We start from the raw sequence: 21,552 nt of genomic DNA, 5'->3' as shown, positions 1-21,552 counted from the left end.
ACTGGCTGCTCAGTCGCCGTCGCGGCCGGGGTCGCGGGGCATGGTGGCGCTCTTGGTGGCCGATCCGAAGTCGATGCCGGGGACGACGCTCGGGATGTCGACCGTGACCCTGACGGTGACTTCGTCACCGCTTGCCGCCGGTGCGATCCGGGCGCTGAGCCAGGAGCTGATCGACGCCCGGCCGGCGGCCGCGGGGTCGGTCTGCGCCTGGTCCTGGGAGGCGACCCGGGCCGCTGCCCGCGCAGCGGTGCCGGCCTGTTGTGCCGCGTACACGGCCAGGCCCACCTGTACCGCGACCATGGACACGAAGAGCAGCAGGAACAGCCAGCCGCCGTACTCGATCACGGCCTGGCCCCGGTCGCGTCGCATCGCCTCCTTCCGCATGGTTCAGTCCCTCTCCAGCGCGGCGGCGGCCTGACCGGGAACCCGGATGGGGAGGTTGAAACCGCCGGGGAACAGCAGCGGCACGTCCAGCCTGGCCTCCGCCGTGAGCAGATCGCCGTCCGGCCGGCAGGTGATGACGCTCGTCCAGGAGCCCGGAACGTCCTGCCGCCCCGCCGCTTCGCAGGCCGCGACACGGTCGCCTTCGGCCACCGTTCCCGCGCGCACCGCCTTGTCCGCGGCGTTCCCGGCGAGTACGAAGGTGTAGCCGACGAGGGCGGACTGCCACAGCACGGCCAGGGTCACCAGGATGATCGGGACCATGCCGGTGAACTCGATGACGGACTGGCCGCGGTCGTCACGCGGGCGCACCGCTTGTGGCCGCGCCGGTACGGCCGGCCGTACCTGATGGGCCAGGGCCGGCACCCGCACAGCGGCGGGCACGCGCGCCCCGGCAGTCCCGGGCGGTTTGTCCACCTCGCGCGCCTCGACGGCCCTGCTCGCCGTGTCCAGGTCGCGCGCCCTCGCCGCCCTCCGCGCCGTGTTCATTTCCCGCGCCCCTGCCGGCGGCCCCCGCCGCCGAACGATCCGCGGTCGCCGCGCGGCCGGCTCTGCTTCTGGGCGCCCTGGGTGTGCTTGACCAGCCCCAGCTCTCCCGCCAGCCCCCACAGAGCCTGCTTCACCGAGGACTTGGCCTCCAGGTCCTGCAGCCTTCCTGCATCGACGACCGCCTGGAGTTCCTTGAAGTTCGCCGGTACGGCCACCCGCGCGACCCTGGTGGCGGTGATCTTCTCGACGAGGGAGGGCTGGATCTCCGTGCCGCGCGTATGGCGGTTGACGACGGTCACCGTCTCCTCCGCCTTGCGGATCTGCAGCCGGTCCCACAGCCGCACCATGCGCTTGGTGGCCCGTACGGTCACCACGTCCGGGGTGGTGACCAGCAGTGTGGTGTCGGCCATTTCGATGGCGGCGGCGTTGGCGGTGGTCATGTGCGTACCGCAGTCGACCAGGACGATCTCGTAGCGGTGGCGCATGGCGCTGATGATCTGGCGTACGAGGCGGTCGTCGACGTCCTCGGCCCGTTCGCCCTCGCCCGGCGCGAGGAGCAGTCCCAGCCCCGTCTCATGGCTGAACAGCGCGTCCTGCATGACCCGCGGCGAGATGTCCTGGATGGCGGACAGGTCGGCGATGGACCGCCGGAACTGCACATCCAGGTAGGAGGCGACGTCGCCGCTCTGCAGGTCCAGGTCCATGAGCGCGACCGTGTGACCCGACGCCCGGGCCGCGAGCGCGAGCTGGATCGCCGTGACCGTGGTGCCCACGCCGCCCTTCGCGCCGCTGACGGTGACGACGGTGCCGCCGGGTCCGGTGAGGACCTCGGCGCCCTGCCCCAGATGGCGGCGCACCCCCACGGACCAGCCGGCTGCCGACTGGACCCGCTGTACCAGCACTTCGTACGACATCGGCAGCCCGATCAGTCCGCGGGCACCCGAGTCCATGGCCGCCGAGTACAGGCCGGGTCCGGCGTCGGAGGTGACGAGGATGACCCCGACGGCGGGGAAGCGCAGGGCCACTTCGCGGATCAGCTCGAGTGCGGGCACCGGTCCGATCCGCTCGTGGACCAGTACGACCTCGGGCAGTTCGTCGAGCGACTCGGCGGCCAGCCTGGCCAGCATGTCGAGCAGCGAGGTCGAGTCGCCCACGGGTGGAGCCGGTTCGGCGTCCGGCAGCTGGCTGAGGAGGGTGGTGACGGATCGGGCGGCGTCGGGGTCCCCGACGGCGGGGAGGATACGTGTCGTCATCCGGCCCTCACTTGTTCCTGTCTTCGGAGAGGTCGTAGCTGCCGTCACCGGGCCGCAGCTCGGTGGGGCTGCCGTCGGGCAGCAGGGCGAGGCGCACATGCTCGGCGAAGGACTCGGCGTAGGCGACGCGCTGTGCGTCCGCGGTGTCGAGGGCGAAGGTGATCGGGACGGCCTCGGTGGGGCCGTTGGCACGCTCGCCGTTCCGCGGTTCGAGGGGGGTGAGCTCGCCGACGTCGATGACCTCGGCGTTGGCGACGATGAGACGGGACTGGTCCACTTCGCCCTTGTCGCGTGCGGCGAAGGTGGCGAAGATGTTGACCAGCTTGCCGGGCCTGATCTTGCCGGCCACACCGGTCGCCGCATCGATCATGATCGCGATCTCCTGCTGGCCGCTCTCCAGCCGCGGCTCCTTGACGATCATGTCGCTCTGGAGCAGTGAGCCTCTGCGCAGCTGGGTGACGGCCGTCTTCCCGTTGATCGCGCCGAGGTCGGTCACCGCGCTCGGTGACAGCCAGCGCTCGGGCATGCTGACCTTCTCGAACTGCTCAGCGGTCAGGGGAGTGTAGGGTGCTATGTCCGCCTTGACGCGGTAGGCGGTGACTTCCGGCCCGACCTTCGCGTTCACGTCGCTGATCACCGAGAGCACGCCGGCGAACGCGCCGAAGGCGCAGAGTACCGAGAGCAGAAGGAGCAGTACGCCGCGGCGCTGCCGTGCATTCATGGGCGGGACAACCTCGTTCGGAGACGTGGACTGGCGAAGGAGCGGAGCGGACAGGGCCCGGGCGGCGGCTCACCGTCCGTGGCGCGCAGATGCCCCCGGAGTCAGGGCACGGGCCGCGTGAACCTGTGTGTCGACGGCCGGGAGCGGGGCCGAGCAGAACCCGCAGCGGTCACCGATCAGTTGGATGCCGCACCAGGAGCACACCTCTCGCCGTACGGACGAAACCAGTTGATGGAGAACGGAGATGTCCGGAAGGAAGGCGGCGAACTCGATCATTCTGGCCGTGCCCCACCACCGGGCCGAGTCCGCGGGCAGCTGGAATTCCTGCACGTTCTGCACCTGCCAGGCCCGCGCGAGCGTGCCGGTCACCCACTCCGACTGCAGCTGGCCCCGGGCGACCGCCAGCTGGGTGGCGAAGGCGGGCCCCGCAAGGTCTCCGCTGCCGATCCTGATCAACTGGGGCTGCGGGGAGGCCAGTACGCCGAACTGGGAGCCAGGCACCCATGACTTGGCATGGGCCTTCAGGGTCACAGGGACCCGGTCGAGCCGGGCGACCGAGCCCAGCAGGGCCCCCGCATAGACGTAGTGGGCGAGCAGCCGGGCGGCGGAGGCCACGACCCCGGCGCTGAAGTCGCAGACCGACAGCTGCCGCATCTGGCGTACGAGTACGGCGACACCGAGCGGCGGCAGGTCGAGCTTGAGCAGGGCGATCCGGTCGCTCTCCAGGACGGCGCGGACCGTGTGCAGACGTCGTTCATGGGCCGCGGGGATGGAGGCGGGATAGAGAGCGATGACATAGCCGTGCTGTTCCAGCAGCACCGTCATCTCCGCGAGCGCGGCATCCAGCGGCTGGGAGTCGGGCGACTGGAGCAGGGCGGCGGTGGGCGTCTGGTGGTCCGTCGGCGGTAGCACCAGGTCGGCGCTGGTGACAGCTATTGCGGTCGGCACGCTGACTCCCCGTTCAGCTCCGGACACCGGGGTTCCGGCGGCCGCAGTTACTCCTGCTCCGTGCTTCTGCTTCAGCACTCTAACCACGAGTCCGCAGGCAGAGAACACCTTTCAGAACCCTGTGCCGCACCCCGCACACGCTCCGCACAGGAAATATGGGGTGAAGCGGTCGTGAGTCGACTCCCGTTACACGGCGGTGAATTCGGAGCCGTCCGATCCGCCCGGCGGTCGGGCCGACCTGCGACGGCGGGCGGGTCCGTATACCGATCACTGCCAGAGGTCTTGACAACTCGATTGGTCTGGACCAGTTTTACGCCAAGCGGTGGCCACCCGTGTCGCATTTCCTTCCCCACACCCCTCCACATCCCCAACTCCCCCACCGGAGGCTGCAAGTGGACCGCACCACACGTTCACGGAGATGGCTCGGCGGTGCGCTGGCGCTAGCCGTCGGCACCGGCCTGACACTCATGGGCACCGCAGGAACCGCGCAGGCGGCCGACGTCAATGTCGCGAAGAACGCGGGCTTCGAGTCGGGGCTCGCCAACTGGAGCTGTACCGCCACGAGCGGCGCCACCGTCTCCTCGCCGGTGCACGGCGGGGCCGGCGCGCTCAAGGCCACGCCGGCCGGCCAGGACAACGCCAAGTGCACCCAGACCGTGGCGGTCCGGCCCAACTCGACGTACACGCTCAGCGCCTGGGTGCAGGGCGGGTACGCCTACCTCGGCGCCACCGGCACCGGCACCACCGATGTGTCCACCTGGACGCCGGACAGCTCCGCCTGGAAGCAGCTGACCACCAGTTTCCGCACAGGTGCGAGCACCACGTCCGTGACCGTTTACACGCACGGCTGGTACGGGCAGAGCCCGTACTTCGTCGACGACGTGTCCGTCTTCGGCCCGGACGGGGGCGGCGGCCAGGACCCCGACCCGGTCGTTCCCGCCACACCCGCCGGATTCGCCGTCGGGTCCGTGACCTCGTCGTCCGTCGGTCTCGGCTGGAACGCCGTGACCGGCGCCACCGGCTACAACGTCTACCGCGACGGCACCAAGGTCCAGTCGGTGAGCGGCACCTCCGCCACCGTGACCGGGCTCGCGGCGAACACCTCGTACGGATTCCAGGTCACCGCGACCAACACGGCCGGCGAGTCCGCCAGGTCCGCCACGATCACCGGCAGGACCAGCGCCACCGGCCCCACCCCGAACCCGTCCGTGCCCAAGCACGCGCTGACCGGCTACTGGCAGAACTTCAACAACGGCGCCACCGTGCAGAAACTGCGGGACGTCCAGTCGCAGTACGACATCATCGCCGTGTCGTTCGCCGACTCGACGGCCACGCCCGGCCAGATCGTCTTCAACCTCGACCCCGCGGTCGGCTACACGTCGGTCGCCGACTTCAAGGCAGACATCGCCGCCAAGAAGTCCGCCGGCAAGTCCGTGATCATCTCGGTCGGGGGCGAGAAGGGCAACGTCACCATCAACAGTGATGCCTCCGCGACCGCCTTTGCCGACAGCGCCTACGCCCTGATGCAGGAATACGGCTTCAGCGGCGTCGACATCGACCTCGAGCACGGCATCAACTCGACCTACCTCTCCAAGGCTCTGCGCCAACTGTCCGCCAAGGCCGGCTCCGGCATGGTCCTGACGATGGCACCGCAGACCATCGACATGCAGTCGACGGGCACCGAGTACTTCAAGACGGCGCTCGCCGTGAAGGACATCCTCACGGTCGTCAACATGCAGTACTACAACAGCGGTTCGATGCTGGGCTGCGACCAGAAGGTCTACTCGCAGGGCTCGGTCGACTTCCTGACCGCACTCGCCTGCATCCAGCTGGAGGGCGGCCTGGACGCCTCGCAGGTCGGCATCGGCGTCCCGGCCTCCACCCGCGGCGCGGGCAGCGGCTATGTCGACCCGTCCATCGTGAAGAACGCGCTGGACTGCCTGGCCCGCGGCACGAACTGCGGTTCCTTCAAGCCCTCGAAGACCTACCCGGGTATCCGGGGCGCCATGACCTGGTCCACGAACTGGGACGCGACGGCGGGCAACGCCTGGTCCAACGCGGTCGGACCGCACGTCCACGGCCTGCCGTAACCATCGGCGCCACGACCGTGCCCGCAACGGGCCCGGCCCGGCCCCCCCCACCGGGCCCGTACCGCCGCTCCCCCGGCGGTACGGGCCCGCGGGCCGTGCGCGTCACCAGGGCAGCTCGCGGACCTGCTGCACGCACAGCACCACGAACAGCAGCCCCGCCGTCGCCGGCATCACATTGCTCAGCCGGCCTCCACTCGCCCCAGGATGTGACGTGAGTCACTGGGCCACCGAAGCGGGTGGGCGGGACACGCGCAAGAGGGTCAGCCGCGCCGGTCGTCCTCCGTCCCGGTGAGGAAACGGGAGAGTACGAGGTCCAGCTGGGCGGTCAGCTGATCGAGTCCGGTGGATCGGCGGACGGCGACGGTGCAGGTGTAGGCCTTGCCGTCGTAGAGCGTGACGGTGAGCGTGAAGCGGGTGCCGCGCTTGCTGGCGTCGTACTCCACCTGGCCGATTTCGTTCCACAGGAAGTCGGCCTGCACGCCGTCGAGGGTGAGCTCGATCCCGGAGGTGTCGGCGACGACGGATGCCGAACGGTCCGCGAGGACGAACGAGGGTCCTTCAGCGGCAGGTTGTCCCGTGGAAGGGCGGGGCGCGTGGGGCGGGGGGACGGCGGGCGCGTATGCCGGCGGTGCGGGCGCCGCGGTCACGGTCGGCGCATACGCGACCGGCACCCGGTCGGCCGGACCGCCCGGCCCCGGTGGTACGAGAGCCGTCGGCACCCGGTCGGCCGGTTCCGGTCCGCGCTTCGGCCCCTGCTCCGGTCCCTGTGCCGGTGCCTGTGCCGCTGCCTGCTCATGTCCTTGCTCCTGCGGCCCGTCCGGAGGCACCCCGTCCACCGGCTCGGACACGACGGTCGCACTCCGCGCAGGCTCCGGCACCGCGGTCGGCGCCGCCGGTGCGAACACGTCCAGCAGCTCGTCCGGGGTCGGCCGGTCGGCCGGAGACTTCGACAGGCACGCCGCCACGACCTCCCGCACCCCCGCCGGGACCGCCGACACATCCGCCGCCTCGTGCACCGACCGGTACATCAACCCCATCGGCGTACCGTCACCGAAAGCCCTGCCGCCCGCCGCCGCCACCAGCACCGCGCCGAGCGCGAACACATCGGCGGCGCCGGTCACTTCCTCGCCCAGCGCCTGCTCCGGCGCGAGATAGCCCGGGGTCCCGAACGCCGTGCCCGTCGCCGTCAGGCGCGTGGACTCGACCGCCCGTGCGATACCGAAGTCGAGGACCCGGGGGCCGTCCTCGGCCATGATGATGTTGCCCGGCTTGAGATCCCGGTGGACCAGTCCGCACGCATGTACGGCCAGCAGCGCCTCGGCCAGTGCCGCCCCCAGTCGGCGCAGCCGACTCCCGTCCATCGGGCCCTGCGCGGTGAGCAGCGCGGAGAGCGTCGGCCCGGGGACGTACGCGGTGGCCAGCCACGGCGGATCGGCGTCCGGGTCGGCGTCGACGACCGGCGCGGTGTGGAATCCGCCGACCTTGCGAGCTGCGGCGACCTCGGCCCGGAAGCGCTCACGGAAGGCGGGATCGGCGGCGAGTTCGGGGCGGGCCACCTTCACGGCGACCGCGCGGCCGCCTCGCGAACGGGCGAGATGGACCGTGCCCATGCCGCCTTCGCCGAGCTTGCGCTCCACCACGTACGTGCCGATGCGTTCCACGGACGACAGTATGACCGGCTGGCCGAAGGGCCCTCTTGACCAGAACATGCCATGGCTCGACGATGTCCGCCAACAACCTGCACCACGCATGTCGCAAACTGAGCCAACCCCCACAACTCCCGACCCAGGAGACAGCATGCGACTTCGCATCCGCGCGAGCGGACGGAAGGCCGCCACCCTTGCGGCCTTGCTGGCGCTCGCCGTGGCCGCGCCCCTCACGGCCAATGCCTCGACCCCCGACCCGACGGCCCCGGCCGCCGCCACGTCCGACGACGAGCAAGTGACGCAGTATCAGATCCACGGCCCGGCCGACGTCGCCGCGCGCACCGCCATCGCCGCGACCGGCGTGTCGATCGACGAGGTCGACGACCACACCGTCGTCGTCAGCGCCAACGCGGCGCAGGCCAAACGGCTGCGCGCGCTCGGCCACACCCTCAGGGCACTGCCCGCCCCCGCGGCCCGCAGAGCGACGGGCGAGGTCACGCCGTTCGACTTCCCGTCGGCCGACTCCCGGTATCACAACTACGCGGAGATGACCGCGGAGATCAACCAGCGGATCGCCCAGTACCCGAGCATCATGAGCAAGCGGGTGATCGGCAAGTCGTACCAGGGCCGCGACATCGTCGCCATCAAGGTCAGCGACAACGTGGCCACGGACGAGAACGAGCCCGAGGTGCTCTTCACCCACCACCAGCACGCACGCGAGCACCTCACCGTCGAGATGGCGCTGTATCTGCTGCGCGAGCTCGGCGAGGACTACGGCACCGATTCACGGATCACCAATGCCGTGAACGGCCGCGAGATCTGGATCGTCCCCGACCTCAACCCCGACGGCGGCGAGTACGACATCGCCACCGGCTCGTACCGCAGCTGGCGCAAGAACCGGCAGCCCAACACGGGATCGTCGTACGTCGGCACGGACATGAACCGCAACTGGAACTACAAGTGGGGCTGCTGTGGCGGCTCTTCGGGCTCCACGAGCTCCGAGACCTATCGTGGCCGCACCCCGGAGTCCGCGCCCGAGGTGAAGGTGATCGCAGACTTCGTCCGCGGCCGGGTCGTCGGCGGCAAGCAGCAGATCAAGACCGGCATCGACTTCCACACCTACAGCGAGCTGGTCCTGTGGCCGTTCGGCTACACGACGGCCAACACCGCCCCGGGCCTGACCCAGGACGACCGGGACGCCTTCGCCACCGTCGGCCAGAAGATGGCCGCGAGCAACGGCTACACACCCGAGCAGTCGAGTGATCTCTACATCACCGACGGGTCGATCGACGACTGGCTGTGGGGCAACCAGAAGATCTTCGCCTACACGTTCGAGATGTTCCCGTCCAGCTTCGGCGGTGGCGGCTTCTACCCGCCCGACGAGGTGATCGAGCGCGAGACCAGCCGCAACCGGGACGCGGTGCTCCAGCTGCTGGAGAACTCGGATTGCATGTACCGGTCCATCGGCAAGGAGGCCCAGTACTGCGCCTGATGCGCCTCACCCGCACATGAAGGGGCGCCCGGCCACTGCCGGGCGCCCCTTCCGCGCAGGCGATCGGGCGGTGTCAGCCGAGGACGGCCAGGGCGTCGATCTCGATGAGAAGGCCGGCAGGCAGGCCGACGTAGACCGTCGTACGGGCGGCGGGCGCCACCGTCAGGTCCTTGAAGTAGTCGTTGTAGATCTCGTTCATCTCGGCGAAGTGGTCCACGTCGGTGAGATAGACACGGATCATCATCACGTCGTCCCAGCCCGCCCCGCCCTCCCCGAGGATCGCCTCGACGTTGGCGAGCGTCTGCAAGGTCTGCTCGCGCAGCGTGGGACCGGCCGGGGTCGGCGCCCGGCCCTCGACGGCCGGGAGGAAGCCGACCTGTCCGGCGACCTGGAGGATGTTGCCCTTGCGCACTCCGTGGGAGAACCTTGCGGGCGGTGCGGTGTGGGTGGCGGGCGTGATCGCGATCTTCTCGGTCATGGATCTTCCTTCGGAGGTGTGCTGCCTGAGTAATCACGGCTGATGGCGTCGGCCGTGCGGCGCACCAGCGGGAGGAGGGCGAGGAGTTCCTCGGCGGTGACGACGACATTGGGCGCCGAGACCGACATGGCGGCGACGACCCGCCCGTCCGCGCCCCGGACGGGGGCACCGATGCAGTTGATGGACTCCTCGTGGCCGCCGAGGTCGGTGGCCCACCCCTGTTCGCGTACGACGGCGAGCTCCTTGAGGAACGCGGCGGCGTTCGGGATGGAACGGGATGTGTACATGGGGTAGTCGAGCTTCTCGGCGAGGTTCCGCCGCTCGGGCTCGGGGAGGTCGGCGAGCAGCAGCTTGGCGACGGCCGCGACGGTGATCGCGACGGGCTTGCCGATCCGGGAGTACATCCGTACCGGGTAGCGGCTCTCGACCTTGTCGATGTACAGGACTTCGCTCTCCTCGTACACGGCGAGATGGACGGTGTGCCCGATCTGCTCGTTGAGCGCCACGAGATGGGGGTGGGCGATCTCCCGTACGTCGAGGTTCTCGACGGCCTCCTGGGCGAGGGCGAAGAGACGGGCCCCCAGGCGGTAGCGCTGGTCCTGCTGACGGTAGACGAGGCCGTGCTCATGGAGCGTCCGCAGCAGCCGCAGCGCGGTGGACTTGTGCACACCGAGGCGTTCCGCGACCTGTCCGAGGTCGGCAGGCCCCTGCGCGAGCAGCGGCAGAATGCTCAGCGCGCGATCGACGGTCTGGCTCATGCGGTACGTACCTCCTCATCCGCGGCTGCTGTCCAGCCGGGGCCGAGGTGCAGTGTCCCCCAGGCGCCGTCGTCCAGGCCGGCGAGCCGGTCGGCGTGTGCGCGTGTCAGGGGCGCCGCGCGACGGCTCGCCGAGGGGTGGTGGTCGGTGGGGGCACCTCCCGGCGATAGCCGGGGGAGAGTGGGAGGTGCGGCGAGATCGTCGGCGACGGTGAGGACGGCGGCGGCCATGAGATGCCCGTGCCGCAACCGGTGACGCACACTCAGCCCGCGCAGGGTGGCGGACAGGAACCCGGCGGCGAAGGCGTCGCCGGCGCCGACAGGGGCGACGACGTCCACGGTGGGGGCGGGCATGTGCGTGACTGCGTCAGGGGGTCCACCGGTGCCGCCGGGCGGAGGGCTGGGGAAAGGCTCCGAGCGACGGGCGAACGCCGTCGCTCCGCGCGCGCCGCGCTTGACCACCACCACCTCGGGTTCGGGCAGCGCGGCCCGGATGGACCGGGCCCCCCGTACTCCCCATGTCTCCTCGGCCTCGTCCTCCCCCACGAACACGATGTCCGCCCCGCGCGCCAGCTCCAGCAGGACGCGGGCACCCGGGGCATCGCGCCACAGGCCGGGCCGGTGGTTCACGTCGAACGACACCAACGGCCGGCCGGGACGACGCGCGGTCAGGTCGCGCATCAGGGCGAGGCACTGCGGCGACAGGGCGGCCGTGATGCCCGAGACATGCAGCACTCGCCCCGACCACACGGCGTCCCCCGGGACGGTGGCCGCGGACATGGCGGATGCCGCCGACCCGGCCCGGTAGTACAGCACCTCGTGCGTGTCCGTCGCGCGGTCGGTCGCCGTGCGGAAGTAGATGCCGGTGGGGCGGTCCGGATCGCGCTGCACGGCCGAGGTGTCCACCCCGTACGCCGCGATCGACGCCACCAGGTGTTCGCCGAAACCGTCCGCGCCGACCCGGCCGATCCACCGCGCCCGGTGCCCCACCGCGGACAACGCGCACGCGACGTTGGACTCGGCTCCGCCGATGCCGCGCGCGAACGACGTCACTTCGGCGAGGCGTCCCTCCCGCGTGGGCAGGAACGTGACCATGGACTCGCCGAGACAGACGACGTCGACGGGTCCGTGCACGGTTGCGGTCACGATCGCATCTGCTCCTCGCCGGCGGGGCTCACCGGGCACCATTGACCCGGCGTGGCTCGGATGTTAGACAGCGATGAGCGATATACGCAATGGGCGTTGCAGACAACGCAACGCCTTCCCCAGGAGGCCATATGCCAGCCGACCACGCCGCCCCCGCCGTCGAGCGACTCGCGCAGTTGGCGGGCGAACGCGTCGACCACCGCTTCAAGGCACTTCCGCCCGACGCCGCGGGACTCACCGTCGGCGAACTCGCGGCCGCCCGCCGCAACCTCTTCACCGACGGCTTCACCACCCCCGTCCTCGCCCTGTCCGCCGAGTCCCTCGAGCACAATCTGGCTCTCCTTCAGACGTATTCCGAGCGCCACGGCCTCGCCTTCGCCCCGCACGGCAAGACCTCCATGGCGCCCCAGCTCTTCGCGCGCCAACTGGAGCACGGCGCTTGGGGCATCACCGCTGCGGTCCCGCACCAGGCCCGCGTGTACCGCGCGTACGGCATCCAGCGGATCTTCCTCGCCAACGAGGTCGTGGACGCCGCCGCCCTGCGCTGGCTCGCCCGCGAACTGGACACCGACCCCGGCTTCCGCTTCATCTGCTACGTCGATTCCGTCCGCGGCGTCGAGTTGATGGACGACGCCCTCCAGGGCTCCTCCCGCCTCGTGGACGTCGTCGTGGAACTGGGCGCCGGCGAGGGCGCCCGTACCGGAGTCCGTACCGAGGCCGAGTGCGCGGCCGTCGCCGACGCGGTCGCCGCCACGACCACCCTCCGGCTGGTCGGCGTCGCCGGGTACGAGGGAGAGGTGCCGCAGGCGGACGGCGACCGGGTACGCGCCTGGCTGCACCGACTGACCGCGCTGGCCACAGACTTCGACAAGGCCGGCCGCTTCACGGCGGTCGAGGAGATCGTGGTCAGCGCGGGCGGCAGCGCCTGGTTCGACGCGGTCGCCGACGTGTTCTCCGAGACCCCCGAGCTGTCCCGCCCCGTTCTGAAACTGCTGCGCTCCGGTGCGTACGTCTCGCACGACGACGGCCACTACCGCCACCTCACCCCCTTCACCCGCGTCCCCGGCGAGGGCGCGCTCGAGCCCGCGTTCCGGCTGTGGGCGCAGGTCATCTCGCGGCCCACCCCCGAGCAGGCGTTCGTGAACGCGGGCAAGCGGGACGCGGCGTACGACCTCGATCTGCCCGAGGCCCAGGTGGTCCGCGACGGGCGCACGGGCGAACTGCGCCCCGCGACCGGCATCTCGGTCAGCGGACTCTCGGACCAGCACGGCTGGGTCCGTACGACACCGGAGGCCGAGCTCGAGGTCGGTGACTGGCTCGGCATGGGCCTGTCCCACCCGTGCACGTCCTTCGACAAGTGGCAGCTGATTCCGCTGGTCGAGGCGGACGGGACGGTCACGGACTACATCCGCACGTTCTTCTGACCCCTGCGGGGTGCGGAAAAGAACCCCGCCGAAAGGCCCCATGGACCTCCTCATCCGCGGCGCCCGCGTCATCGACGGCACCGGCAGCCACTCCTACCGCGCCGACGTCGGCATCCAGGACGGCCGTATCCAAGCCATACGCCGCGAGGGCGACCCCTCCCTCGCCGGAACCCGGCGCACCCTCGACGCGCACGGCCTCGCGCTCTGCCCCGGCTTCATCGACATGCACGCCCACAGCGATCTCGCTCTGCTGCGCGACCCGGACCATTCGGCGAAGGCCGCGCAGGGCGTCACGCTCGAAGTGCTCGGGCAGGACGGGCTGTCGTACGCGCCGGTCGACGACGCCACCCTCACCGAGGTCCGCACGGCGATCGCCGGCTGGAACGGGGGTGCGCCCGGGGACGCGGGCGTCGAATTCGACTGGCGCACGGTCGGCGAGTACCTGGACCGCCTCGACCGCGGCATCGCGGTCAACGCGGCGTATCTGATCCCGCAGGGCACGGTCCGGATGCACGTGGTCGGCTGGGACGACCGCCCCGCGACCGGCGCGGAGCTCGCGCGGATGAAGCAGCTCGTCGCCGAGGGGCTGGAGCAGGGCGCGGTCGGCCTGTCCTCGGGTCTGACCTACACGCCCGGGATGTACGCGACCGACGCCGAGCTGACCGAGCTGTGCCGGGTGGTGGCGCGGTACGACGGCTACTACTGTCCGCACCACCGTTCCTACGGGGCGGGCGCGCTCGAGGCGTACGAGGAGATGGTCTCCCTGACCCGCCGGGCCGGCTGCGCGCTGCATCTCGCCCACGCCACGATGAACTTCGGCGTCAACAAGGGCCGCGCGCCCGAACTGCTGGCCCTTCTCGACGACGCGCTCGACGCGGGCGCGGACATCAGCCTCGACACCTACCCCTACACCCCCGGCTGCACCACACTGGTCGCGATGCTGCCGAGCTGGGCGGGCGAGGGCGGCCCGGACGCGGTGCTGGCGCGGCTGCGCGACGGGACCACCGCCGAGAGGATCCGCCACCACCTGGAGGACGTCGGCTCGGACGGCTGTCACGGTGTGCCCATCGAGTGGGACACGATCGAGATCTCGGGCGTGGGCGATCCGCGGCTGGCGGACCATGTCGGGCGGACGGTCGGGCAGTTGGCCGGCCTGCGTGGTGAGACACCGTGGGTCACCGCCCGCAGGCTGCTGCTTCAGGACCGGCTCGGCTCGACGATCCTCCAGCACGTCGGGCACGAGGAGAACGTCCGGCAGATCATGCGCCACCGGGTGCACACCGGCGGCAGCGACGGCATCCTCCAGGGAAACAAACCGCATCCGCGGGCGTACGGCACTTTCCCGCACTATCTCGGCCGCTACGCACGGGAGTTGGGCGTCCTCTCGCTGGAGGATGCCGTCGCGCATCTCACCTCGCGCCCGGCCGCCCGGCTGCGACTGCCCGACCGTGGCCAGGTCCGCGAGGGCTACCGCGCCGACCTGGTGCTGTTCGACCCCGACACGGTGGCGGCGGGCTCGACGTTCGACGCCCCGCGTACCCTGCCGGTCGGCATCCCGCATGTGATGATCGACGGCAGGTTCGTCATCGAGGACGGCATCCGTACGAACGTGCTGGCCGGTCGTTCCGTACGCCGCACGACCGCCTAACGCACTCCGCGCGGCCGGAACTGGATGCTGATGCGCGGTCCGACGGGACGCGCCGTCTTGGGGACGGCGTGCTCCCAGGTCCGCTGGCAGGAACCGCCCATCACGAGGAGATCGCCGTGCCCGAGCGGCCTGCGCACCAGCGTCCTGCCACCGCGGCGCGGCCGCAGCACGAGATCGCGCGGCGCCCCCACGGAAAGAATGGCGACCATGGTGTCCTGCCGGGCCCCCCGCCCGATCCGGTCCCCGTGCCAGGCCACGCTGTCGTGGCCGTCGCGGTAGTAGCACAGCCCGGCCGTGCGAAACGGCTCCCCCAGCTCGTCGCCGTAGTGCCGCGACAGCTCGGCGCGGGCCCGGTCCAGCACGGCGTGCGGCAGCGGGTCGTCCTCCCGGTAGTAGGCGAGCAGCCGGGGCACTGCCACCTCCCGCTCGTACATCTGCCGCCGCTCCGCCCGCCAGGGAACGGTACCGACGAGCTCGTCGAACAGCGCGTCCGCGCCGCCGAGCCAGCCGGGCAGCGCATCGATCCAGGCACCGTCACCGAGGATGGTCCGGCGCACACCGTCGAGCGGACCGAGGCGGATCTCGTCCGTCTGATCGAAGAGCGAACCCTGCAGATGTACTGCCATAGATCCAGGGTACCCCCAAAACCGAACACATGAACTATTTAGCGTGCCGGGAGCAGCGGGCGGTAGCGTCTGCCCGGCCCCACGCCGTCCCAGGCCGGAAGGACACCGCCGTGACCGTCGAACGAGTCGGCCCGCCCCCGATCGCGAGCGAACGCGAGATGCTGCGCGCCTTCCTCGACTTCCACCGGGACACCCTCGCCATGAAGTGCGAGGGCCTGGACGACGAGGCGCTGCGCCGCCGCTCCATGCCGCCGTCGACACTGTCGCTGCTCGGCCTGGTCCGTCATATGGCCGAGGTGGAGCGCAACTGGTTCCGCCGGACGATCAACGGCGAGGACGTCCCTCTGGTGTGGTCCGAGGAGGGCGACTTCCAGGTGGCCTACGACGCGAGCACGGCCACCGGGTCGGAGGCGTTCGAAGCCTGGCGCACGGAGGTCGGGCACTCCCGCCGGATCGAGGCCGCCGCCGAGTCCCTCGACATCACCGCCTATGCGCGCCGCTGGGAACAGGACGTGTCGCTGCGGCTGGTGATGCTCCACATGATCCACGAGTACGCCCGGCACAACGGACATGCCGATTTCCTGCGCGAGGGCATCGACGGGACCGTTGGGGTCTGAGTTTGCCCCGATCCGTTACCGGCCTTCCCTTTTCGCGTTGAACGGGGAGTGAAGGCCGCAAACCCTGCGGCTGACCTCTCATTTTTCAAGGAGAAGTTGATGTCCCGTATCGCGAAGGCTGTCGCTGTTGTCGCCGGTTCTGGTGCCCTGATCGCCGGCGGCGCCGGCATGGCCGCAGCCGACGCCGGCGCGCTGGGCGCCGCTTCCGGCTCGGCCGGTGTCGCCGCGGGCAACGTCCTGCAGGTCCCGGCCCACGTGCCGGCCAACGTCTGCGGCAACACGGCCAACGTGATCGCCCTGCTCAACCCGGCGTTCGGCAACCCGTGCCTGAACGGCGCGGACGCCTAGGACGCCTGAGCGTCACCATCCCGCACACTGTGGCCTCCCTTCACCACCTGGGGGAGGCCACCGTCATGTCCGGCCTGCCGGGCGCGGATCCGGTGCCGGTCGCCGCCCTGGCAGGTGGTCGGGCTCATGGACCAGGCTCGCGGGGAGCGCCGGCAGCGGCGCGGTCGGACCTCACCGCTGGGGGCGACCGGTTCGAAAGGCCGTTCCTCCCGTCCCCCACCACCCGATCCGGGCAGTGACTTCGCCGACGGGCGCGCGTTGGCGGTCGTATGGCAAGGATTTCCGCGCCTGCTCGATGGCAGCGCGTCCACACGAGTACGGCTCCGGCCCCGGCGACAGCGCCGCCCGGCAGCAGCCCGATCTATGAACAGCTGGCGCGGGAGTGGGCCGCCGCCGGGCGCACGCTGCCGGGCCGGCCGGACAGCGAATGGACCCGGCTCACCCTGTTCCCGCCGCCCCCGGTGGACGAGACCGTGCCCCCTGCGTCCCGCCGGGGCTGGCTGTACGACCGGCACACGGCCTGACCCGCGGGCCGCCCGGCCGTGCCGTGGGCGCATCGTTTCCCGTACGGTCACGGCTCGTTACCCCTTGCGACGGCGGAGAGCACCGCCGGAGAAAGGGATGCGAAACCATGAAGCACTCGAGGGCTGCTGCCATCATCGCCGGTTCCGTCGTGGCGATGGGGGTGGCCTCGCCCGCCTTCGCGGCCGGTACGACGCAGATGCCTCCCATGAGCCTGACCGGCGGCCTCGACCGGGCCCTGGCCTCGTCCCCCGCAGTGGATGCGCATGACGCGGGTTCCATGGTCGACTCGGCCGCCACGACCGCCACCGACCTGAACAACGCCAGGAGCAAGGCTCCGGAAAAGCTTCTCAAGCAGGCGGCGTCGGCCACCCCGATGCTGGGCGGCATCTCGCTCGCCAGCTGAACCGGCCGGAGCAGACAGCAGGGTGGCGCCCCCGGCCGGAACCCGGGGCGCCACCCTGCTGTGCAGTGCACCGGAGCGCCGTGGCGGCGGTGCGGGGTTCGGTGCTACGCGGTCAGCCGTTGACCGCCGCGTTGCCGGACGCCGGGTTCAGCGCGCCGATGACGTTCACCGTGTTGCCCGAGACGTTGACCGGGACGTGCGCCGGAACCTGGGCCAGGTTGCCCGAGGCGACGCCCGGCGACCCGGCGGCGTCGCCCTGCGCTCCGGCGTCGGCGAACGCGGAACCCGACGCGGCACCGGCGGCCAGACCGGCGGCGGCCAGCACCAGAGCAGCCTGCTTGACAGTCTTCATGGAAAAGCACCTTCTGTTCGATGTTCTGCCCCGTCCAGGGGCTCGCGGTAATCGCAACGGGATGAGCCACATGGATGGCACGGCCCACTCGCATGAGTGCCCCGTTCGGCCCAACGTCCGTAACAGTCACGCCACAGGTGAGCGAATTTCGGTCGCCGCGATTCTCATATTCTTATTTCCGCCCGGACCGCCCTTCGGTTTCACTTACCGGTCGCAATTGGCACGGGGTTCGGGGGAAGGATCCATTCCGCGCAAGCACCGCCGGTGCGGCATCCGGGTGAGCGTCCGCAACCAGTCCCGCATCGGCGGTGGTTGGCCGGGCATGACGTGCGATCGGGGACTCACGTGCCGCCGTACACACCGAGCAAAGGACATTTCAGAAGCACACAGGGGCCGGGATTCACATCCCGGGAAAATAGCCAGAAATAAATCCGACGAATCAGGTGCCGCCTGCGGGAGGATTACCCGTGAGGCATACGAGTGACTTTTCGGTTCAGCGGTCGCGCGCTGGTTTCCCTGTGGGAATGAAATCGTTACTAGTTCCGCAGAGGCACTCGCCGGCATGGAATGCGCGGCTGCGCAGCGCGATGGTCGCGGCTGCGTACGGTGCCACTGCTGAAAGGATCAAAATGAACCGCATGAAGGCTGCAGCCGTTGTCGCAGGTGTCGTCATGGCGCTCGGCGGCGCCGCCGCGCCCGCCATGGCCGACGCGGGAGCCGAGGGTTACGCCGTGGGTTCGGCGGGCGTCCTGTCCGGCAACGTCATCCAGGCCCCGATCCACCTTCCACTCAACGCCTGCGGCAACAGCCTGACCGTGATCGGCCTGCTGAACCCGACGCTCGCGAACACCTGCGGGAACGTCTGACAACACCTGACATTCTGCGGAACGGCCCCGAGGAGCGCATGCTCACCGGGGCCGTTCCATTGAATTCCGGTGATCTCGGAATTCAGGATGCGTGAGGACTAGAGCGGCCTCGTCCCGATCACGACGGTGGCATCCAGGTCCTCGCAGACGGCCACCCGCGGGTCGAGCCCATGATGGGCGAACGCGGCGACGGTGAGCGGCGCCTGACGCTCACTCGTCTCGATCAGCAGCACGCCGCCCGGCGCGAGCCACTGCCCCGCCCCGGCCGTCACCCGCCGCTGGACCCCGAGCCCGTCGGCCCCACCGTCCAGCGCGACCAGCGGTTCGTGGTCGCGGGCCTCCGGAGGCAGCAGCCCGATCTCCTCGGTCGGCACATACGGCGCGTTGGCGACGAGGACATCGACACGCCCGATGAGCGAGAAGGGCAGGGGTTCGTACAGATCCCCCTCGTACACCTGCCCGCCGGCCGAAGCGACATTGCGCCGGGCGCACCGGACCGCCGTGGACTCGATGTCGGCGGCGTGCAACTCGCCCCGCCCGAGGGCCGCGACGACGGCCGCCCCCACGGCCCCCGACCCGCAGCACAGGTCCACGACCACGGCACCGGGCGGGGCGAGCCTGACGGCCTGCCCGACAAGGAACTCGGTACGGCGGCGGGGTACGAACACCCCGGGGTCGACGGACACCCGCGTCCCGCAGAACTCGGCCCAGCCGAGGACGTGCTCGAGCGGCAGCCCGCGGACGCGCTGTTCGACCATGGTGGCGAGTTCGCCGGGGTCGCGTGCGGTGGAGATGAGGAGATCGGCCTCGTCCTCGGCGAAGACGCAGCCCGCGCCACGGAGGGTCGTGACGACGGCGGAGTAGGAACGGGACAACGGGGGAACGAGCATGGGAGCCTTCCGGGTACCGAAGGGCACCCTCGCGGTCACCTACGCCCGGTGGTCGACCGCTCGGCCAAGAGATGAGGGCACCCAGCCTGCTACTGCGGTAATGGGTCTCACCTCCAGGGCTCGTCGCTGCCGCACTTGAGCCCGCAACTCTACAGGACCCCGAGCCCGACGGCCCTGCGGATACCGCGAGTTCCTCCGGTGCGGGCCCTGCGGGCACCACGCCCGGCCGATCGGCCGACGCACCTCGTCGCGCACCTTCAGGGCCTTCCGCGCCGTCGCGTCGAGGCCGGCGGAGCCCGGGTCCGTCCGCGCGTCTGCCCCGGGGTGAGGAACGCGACGTGGCACCGTGTTCTCGTCGTCCCACGCGCACGCGGGGACGGGGGACGTTCCGTCCGTGGAGGAGTCCGATGAGGGCTGCTCCGGGTACGGCCGGGGCGGGTGGAGCCCTTGCGGGTGCGACGGCGGGCACTGCATGGCCATGACCACACGCCCTCCGCGCCCCAAAAGTGACCAGGACAACACACCCACCCGATCACCGCAGGAATCGCAGGCAGCCCGCCGCCCCCACAGCGCTTTCGAAGGATCCCCGCGACTCCTACCCCGAGAAGCAACAAAGCGGACATTAGTATCAGGGGCGTCGTGGCCCAAAACACGGAGCGATCACCGTTACGCGCCCGTAAGCTCGCGGACATGCAGGTGATCCAGTCCACGAAGCTCGCAAACGTCTGTTACGAAATCCGGGGCCCCGTCCTCGAAGAGGCGATGCGGCTGGAGGCTGCAGGTCATCGCATCCTCAAGCTCAACACCGGCAACCCGGCCGCCTTCGGGTTCGAGTGCCCGCCGGAGATCCTCGAGGACATCCTCCGCAACGTCGGCGGAGCGCACGGCTACGGCGACGCCAAGGGGCTGCTGTCCGCGCGGCGGGCCGTCATGCAGCACTACCAGACCAAGGGCATCGACCTCGACGTCGAGGACATCTACCTCGGCAACGGCGTCTCCGAGCTCATCCAGATGTCGATGCAGGCACTGCTCGACGACGGTGACGAGGTGCTCGTCCCGGCGCCCGACTATCCGCTGTGGACCGCGTCCGTGTCGCTCGCCGGCGGCACCGCCGTGCACTACCGCTGCGACGAGCAGGCCGACTGGATGCCCGACCTCGCCGACATCGAGCGCAAGATCACCGACCGCACCAAGGCGATCGTGATCATCAACCCGAACAACCCCACGGGCGCGGTCTACGACGACGAGATGCTGCGCGGGCTCACCGAGATCGCCCGACGGCACAATCTGATCGTCTGCTCGGACGAGATCTACGACAAGATCCTCTACGACGGGGCCACGCACACCCCCACAGCCACCGTCGCGCCGGACCTGATGGTGCTCACGTTCAACGGGCTGTCGAAGAACTACCGCGTGGCCGGGTACCGCTCCGGCTGGATGGCGGTCTGCGGACCCAAGGCCCACGCCTCCTCGTACATCGAGGGACTGACGATCCTCGCGAACATGCGGCTGTGCGCCAACATGCCGGCCCAGCACGCGGTGGCCACGGCGCTCGGCGGACGGCAGTCGATCGAGGAGCTGGTGCTGCCCGGCGGGCGGATTCTGGAGCAGCGGGACGTCGCCTACGAGCTGCTGACGCAGATCCCGGGCGTGACCTGCGTGAAGCCCAAGGGTGCACTGTATCTCTTCCCTCGGCTCGATCCCAAGGTCTACAAGATCAAGGACGACCGGCGGATGGTGCTCGATCTGCTGCGCGCAGAGAAGATCATGGTCGTGCAGGGCACGGGCTTCAACTGGCCCGATCCCGACCACTTCCGCATCGTCACGCTCCCTTCGTCGAAGGACCTCGCGGACGCGGTGACAAGGATCGGGGCGTTCCTCGACGGGTACGGGCAGCACTGACGTCACTTCGTAGAGCGACCAGGGTCAACTTTAGACTCGATCCAAGGTAGGATGGTCTCCTGTCAGCAAGCAGGAGGCCATTCCCATGTACGAACCGATCCGCGCCAAGTCGGTACACACCATGGCGCCTGCCACCGACGCCGCCGACTTTCCCCACCGGTCCCGGGAGGAGGAGCTGGACATCCAGCTCGCCGGGCATCTGGCCGCCCTGCTCGCCGTCACGGACGAGCTGGGGCTCGAGAAGCAGGGCGATCGCATCGCCGCGCAGGTCTCACGGCTGCGCGGGACGCCGCCGGTGCGCCATGCCGCACAGAGCCGCGCCGACGCCCCCGCACTGCACCGTCGCGCGCTCGCACTCGCGGGCCGTGCGCTCGTCGTCGCCGCGTCCCGCGCGGACACCGCAGCCGCGATCCTCGCCGCCGAGCGCATGGACGCGCACACCGCCGCCCTGCACGACACGCGGCTGGTCGGCGCCCCCTGACGGCCCCGG

23 protein-coding genes are annotated in these 21,552 nt (G+C 70.4%); 11 read left to right on the top strand and 12 right to left on the bottom strand.

Translation table 11 applies throughout. From position 1 onward, the window contains the following. Positions 1-9: 9 nt before the first annotated feature. The 5 genes from ACFYWI_RS20795 to ACFYWI_RS20775 form a co-directional block, all read right to left on the bottom strand. A complete protein-coding gene (locus tag ACFYWI_RS20795; RefSeq protein WP_389234330.1) occupies positions 10-369 on the bottom strand; it encodes a TadE/TadG family type IV pilus assembly protein in 360 nt (119 codons plus the stop codon). 18 nt (positions 370-387) lie between these two features. Continuing rightward, on the bottom strand, positions 388-930 hold the full coding sequence (locus ACFYWI_RS20790) for a pilus assembly protein (RefSeq protein ID WP_389234327.1): 543 nt from the start codon (positions 928-930) through the stop codon (positions 388-390). After that, on the bottom strand, positions 927-2,183 hold the full coding sequence (locus ACFYWI_RS20785) for a CpaE family protein (RefSeq protein ID WP_389234324.1): 1,257 nt from the start codon (positions 2,181-2,183) through the stop codon (positions 927-929). Before ACFYWI_RS20785 ends, ACFYWI_RS20790 begins: the two co-directional genes overlap by 4 nt. Positions 2,184-2,190: 7 nt before the next feature. Further along, entirely contained in the window at positions 2,191-2,904 is a 714-nt protein-coding gene (cpaB, locus tag ACFYWI_RS20780; protein ID WP_389234320.1) for a Flp pilus assembly protein CpaB, read from the bottom strand. Between the two features lie 69 nt (positions 2,905-2,973). Continuing rightward, positions 2,974-3,852 carry a hypothetical protein gene (locus tag ACFYWI_RS20775; protein ID WP_389234317.1) on the bottom strand — a complete coding sequence of 293 codons (879 nt, stop codon included), beginning with the start codon at positions 3,850-3,852 and terminating at the stop codon, positions 2,974-2,976. A gap of 392 nt (positions 3,853-4,244) precedes the next feature. Here ACFYWI_RS20775 and ACFYWI_RS20770 point away from each other — a divergent pair, with 392 nt between their 5' ends. Further along, complete coding sequence (locus tag ACFYWI_RS20770) at positions 4,245-5,942, top strand: chitinase (protein WP_389234314.1); 1,698 nt, start codon at positions 4,245-4,247, stop codon at positions 5,940-5,942. A 260-nt stretch (positions 5,943-6,202) separates the two neighbouring features. Here the strand turns inward: ACFYWI_RS20770 and ACFYWI_RS20765 are convergent, their stop codons facing one another. After that, positions 6,203-7,552, bottom strand: coding sequence for a serine/threonine-protein kinase (locus tag ACFYWI_RS20765; protein WP_389234835.1), 1,350 nt, complete (start codon positions 7,550-7,552; stop codon positions 6,203-6,205). Between the two features lie 187 nt (positions 7,553-7,739). Between ACFYWI_RS20765 and ACFYWI_RS20760 the strand changes: the two genes are divergently transcribed. After that, on the top strand, positions 7,740-9,080 hold the full coding sequence (locus ACFYWI_RS20760; RefSeq protein ID WP_389234311.1) for a M14 family metallopeptidase: 1,341 nt from the start codon (positions 7,740-7,742) through the stop codon (positions 9,078-9,080). Positions 9,081-9,153: 73 nt separating this feature from the next. On the opposite strand, the gene ACFYWI_RS20755 is transcribed toward ACFYWI_RS20760, so the two are convergent. The 3 genes from ACFYWI_RS20755 to ACFYWI_RS20745 are packed head-to-tail and all read right to left on the bottom strand — an operon-like array spanning position 9,154 to position 11,503. After that, positions 9,154-9,558: a RidA family protein gene (locus ACFYWI_RS20755; protein WP_389234308.1), complete on the bottom strand. Its 405-nt coding sequence runs from the start codon at positions 9,556-9,558 to the stop codon at positions 9,154-9,156. Then, a complete protein-coding gene (locus ACFYWI_RS20750) occupies positions 9,555-10,316 on the bottom strand; it encodes an IclR family transcriptional regulator (protein WP_389234305.1) in 762 nt (253 codons plus the stop codon). Before ACFYWI_RS20750 ends, ACFYWI_RS20755 begins: the two co-directional genes overlap by 4 nt. After that, positions 10,313-11,503 (bottom strand): sugar kinase, encoded by a 1,191-nt coding sequence (locus ACFYWI_RS20745; RefSeq protein WP_389234302.1) that lies wholly within the window; start codon positions 11,501-11,503, stop codon positions 10,313-10,315. The genes ACFYWI_RS20750 and ACFYWI_RS20745 overlap by 4 nt, the downstream gene beginning before the upstream one ends. Before the next feature lie 89 nt (positions 11,504-11,592). On the opposite strand from ACFYWI_RS20745, the gene ACFYWI_RS20740 reads away from it, so the two are divergent. Next, positions 11,593-12,885, top strand: coding sequence for an amino acid deaminase (locus tag ACFYWI_RS20740; protein ID WP_389234299.1), 1,293 nt, complete (start codon positions 11,593-11,595; stop codon positions 12,883-12,885). A gap of 10 nt (positions 12,886-12,895) precedes the next feature. Further along, positions 12,896-14,533, top strand: coding sequence for an amidohydrolase family protein (locus ACFYWI_RS20735; RefSeq protein ID WP_389234296.1), 1,638 nt, complete (start codon positions 12,896-12,898; stop codon positions 14,531-14,533). Here ACFYWI_RS20735 and ACFYWI_RS20730 read toward each other — a convergent pair. Then, positions 14,530-15,159 (bottom strand): alpha-ketoglutarate-dependent dioxygenase AlkB, encoded by a 630-nt coding sequence (locus tag ACFYWI_RS20730; RefSeq protein ID WP_389234293.1) that lies wholly within the window; start codon positions 15,157-15,159, stop codon positions 14,530-14,532. The genes ACFYWI_RS20735 and ACFYWI_RS20730 overlap by 4 nt on opposite strands. 110 nt (positions 15,160-15,269) lie before the next feature. Here ACFYWI_RS20730 and ACFYWI_RS20725 point away from each other — a divergent pair, with 110 nt between their 5' ends. The 4 genes from ACFYWI_RS20725 (at position 15,270) to ACFYWI_RS20710 (ending at position 17,052) form a co-directional block, all read left to right on the top strand. Then, on the top strand, positions 15,270-15,776 hold the full coding sequence (locus ACFYWI_RS20725) for a DinB family protein (RefSeq protein ID WP_389234290.1): 507 nt from the start codon (positions 15,270-15,272) through the stop codon (positions 15,774-15,776). Between the two features lie 99 nt (positions 15,777-15,875). Beyond that, entirely contained in the window at positions 15,876-16,124 is a 249-nt protein-coding gene (locus tag ACFYWI_RS20720) for a chaplin (protein WP_389234287.1), read from the top strand. Positions 16,125-16,393: 269 nt separating this feature from the next. After that, positions 16,394-16,648, top strand: a complete 255-nt coding sequence (locus tag ACFYWI_RS20715; protein WP_389234284.1) for a hypothetical protein — start codon at positions 16,394-16,396, stop codon at positions 16,646-16,648. A gap of 107 nt (positions 16,649-16,755) precedes the next feature. Further along, positions 16,756-17,052 (top strand): hypothetical protein, encoded by a 297-nt coding sequence (locus ACFYWI_RS20710; protein WP_389234281.1) that lies wholly within the window; start codon positions 16,756-16,758, stop codon positions 17,050-17,052. Between the two features lie 112 nt (positions 17,053-17,164). Here the strand turns inward: ACFYWI_RS20710 and ACFYWI_RS20705 are convergent, their stop codons facing one another. Beyond that, positions 17,165-17,404, bottom strand: coding sequence for a chaplin (locus ACFYWI_RS20705; protein WP_389234278.1), 240 nt, complete (start codon positions 17,402-17,404; stop codon positions 17,165-17,167). 629 nt (positions 17,405-18,033) lie between these two features. On the opposite strand from ACFYWI_RS20705, the gene ACFYWI_RS20700 reads away from it, so the two are divergent. Beyond that, positions 18,034-18,270 (top strand): chaplin, encoded by a 237-nt coding sequence (locus tag ACFYWI_RS20700; protein ID WP_389234275.1) that lies wholly within the window; start codon positions 18,034-18,036, stop codon positions 18,268-18,270. A 98-nt stretch (positions 18,271-18,368) separates the two neighbouring features. Here ACFYWI_RS20700 and ACFYWI_RS20695 read toward each other — a convergent pair whose 3' ends face one another. Next, entirely contained in the window at positions 18,369-19,160 is a 792-nt protein-coding gene (locus ACFYWI_RS20695) for a putative protein N(5)-glutamine methyltransferase (protein ID WP_389234272.1), read from the bottom strand. A 690-nt stretch (positions 19,161-19,850) separates the two neighbouring features. Between ACFYWI_RS20695 and ACFYWI_RS20690 the strand changes: the two genes are divergently transcribed. Then, complete coding sequence (locus ACFYWI_RS20690; protein ID WP_389234269.1) at positions 19,851-21,062, top strand: pyridoxal phosphate-dependent aminotransferase; 1,212 nt, start codon at positions 19,851-19,853, stop codon at positions 21,060-21,062. Positions 21,063-21,147: 85 nt separating this feature from the next. After that, positions 21,148-21,543, top strand: a complete 396-nt coding sequence (locus ACFYWI_RS20685; protein ID WP_389234266.1) for a hypothetical protein — start codon at positions 21,148-21,150, stop codon at positions 21,541-21,543. Positions 21,544-21,552: the final 9 nt, after the last annotated feature.

It is taken from the genome of Streptomyces sp. NPDC002889 (assembly GCF_042888425.1).
Lineage (GTDB): Bacteria > Actinomycetota > Actinomycetes > Streptomycetales > Streptomycetaceae > Streptomyces.
The sequence above is the reverse complement of the archived record's forward strand: the minus strand, read 5'-3'. Positions and strand labels throughout refer to the sequence as shown.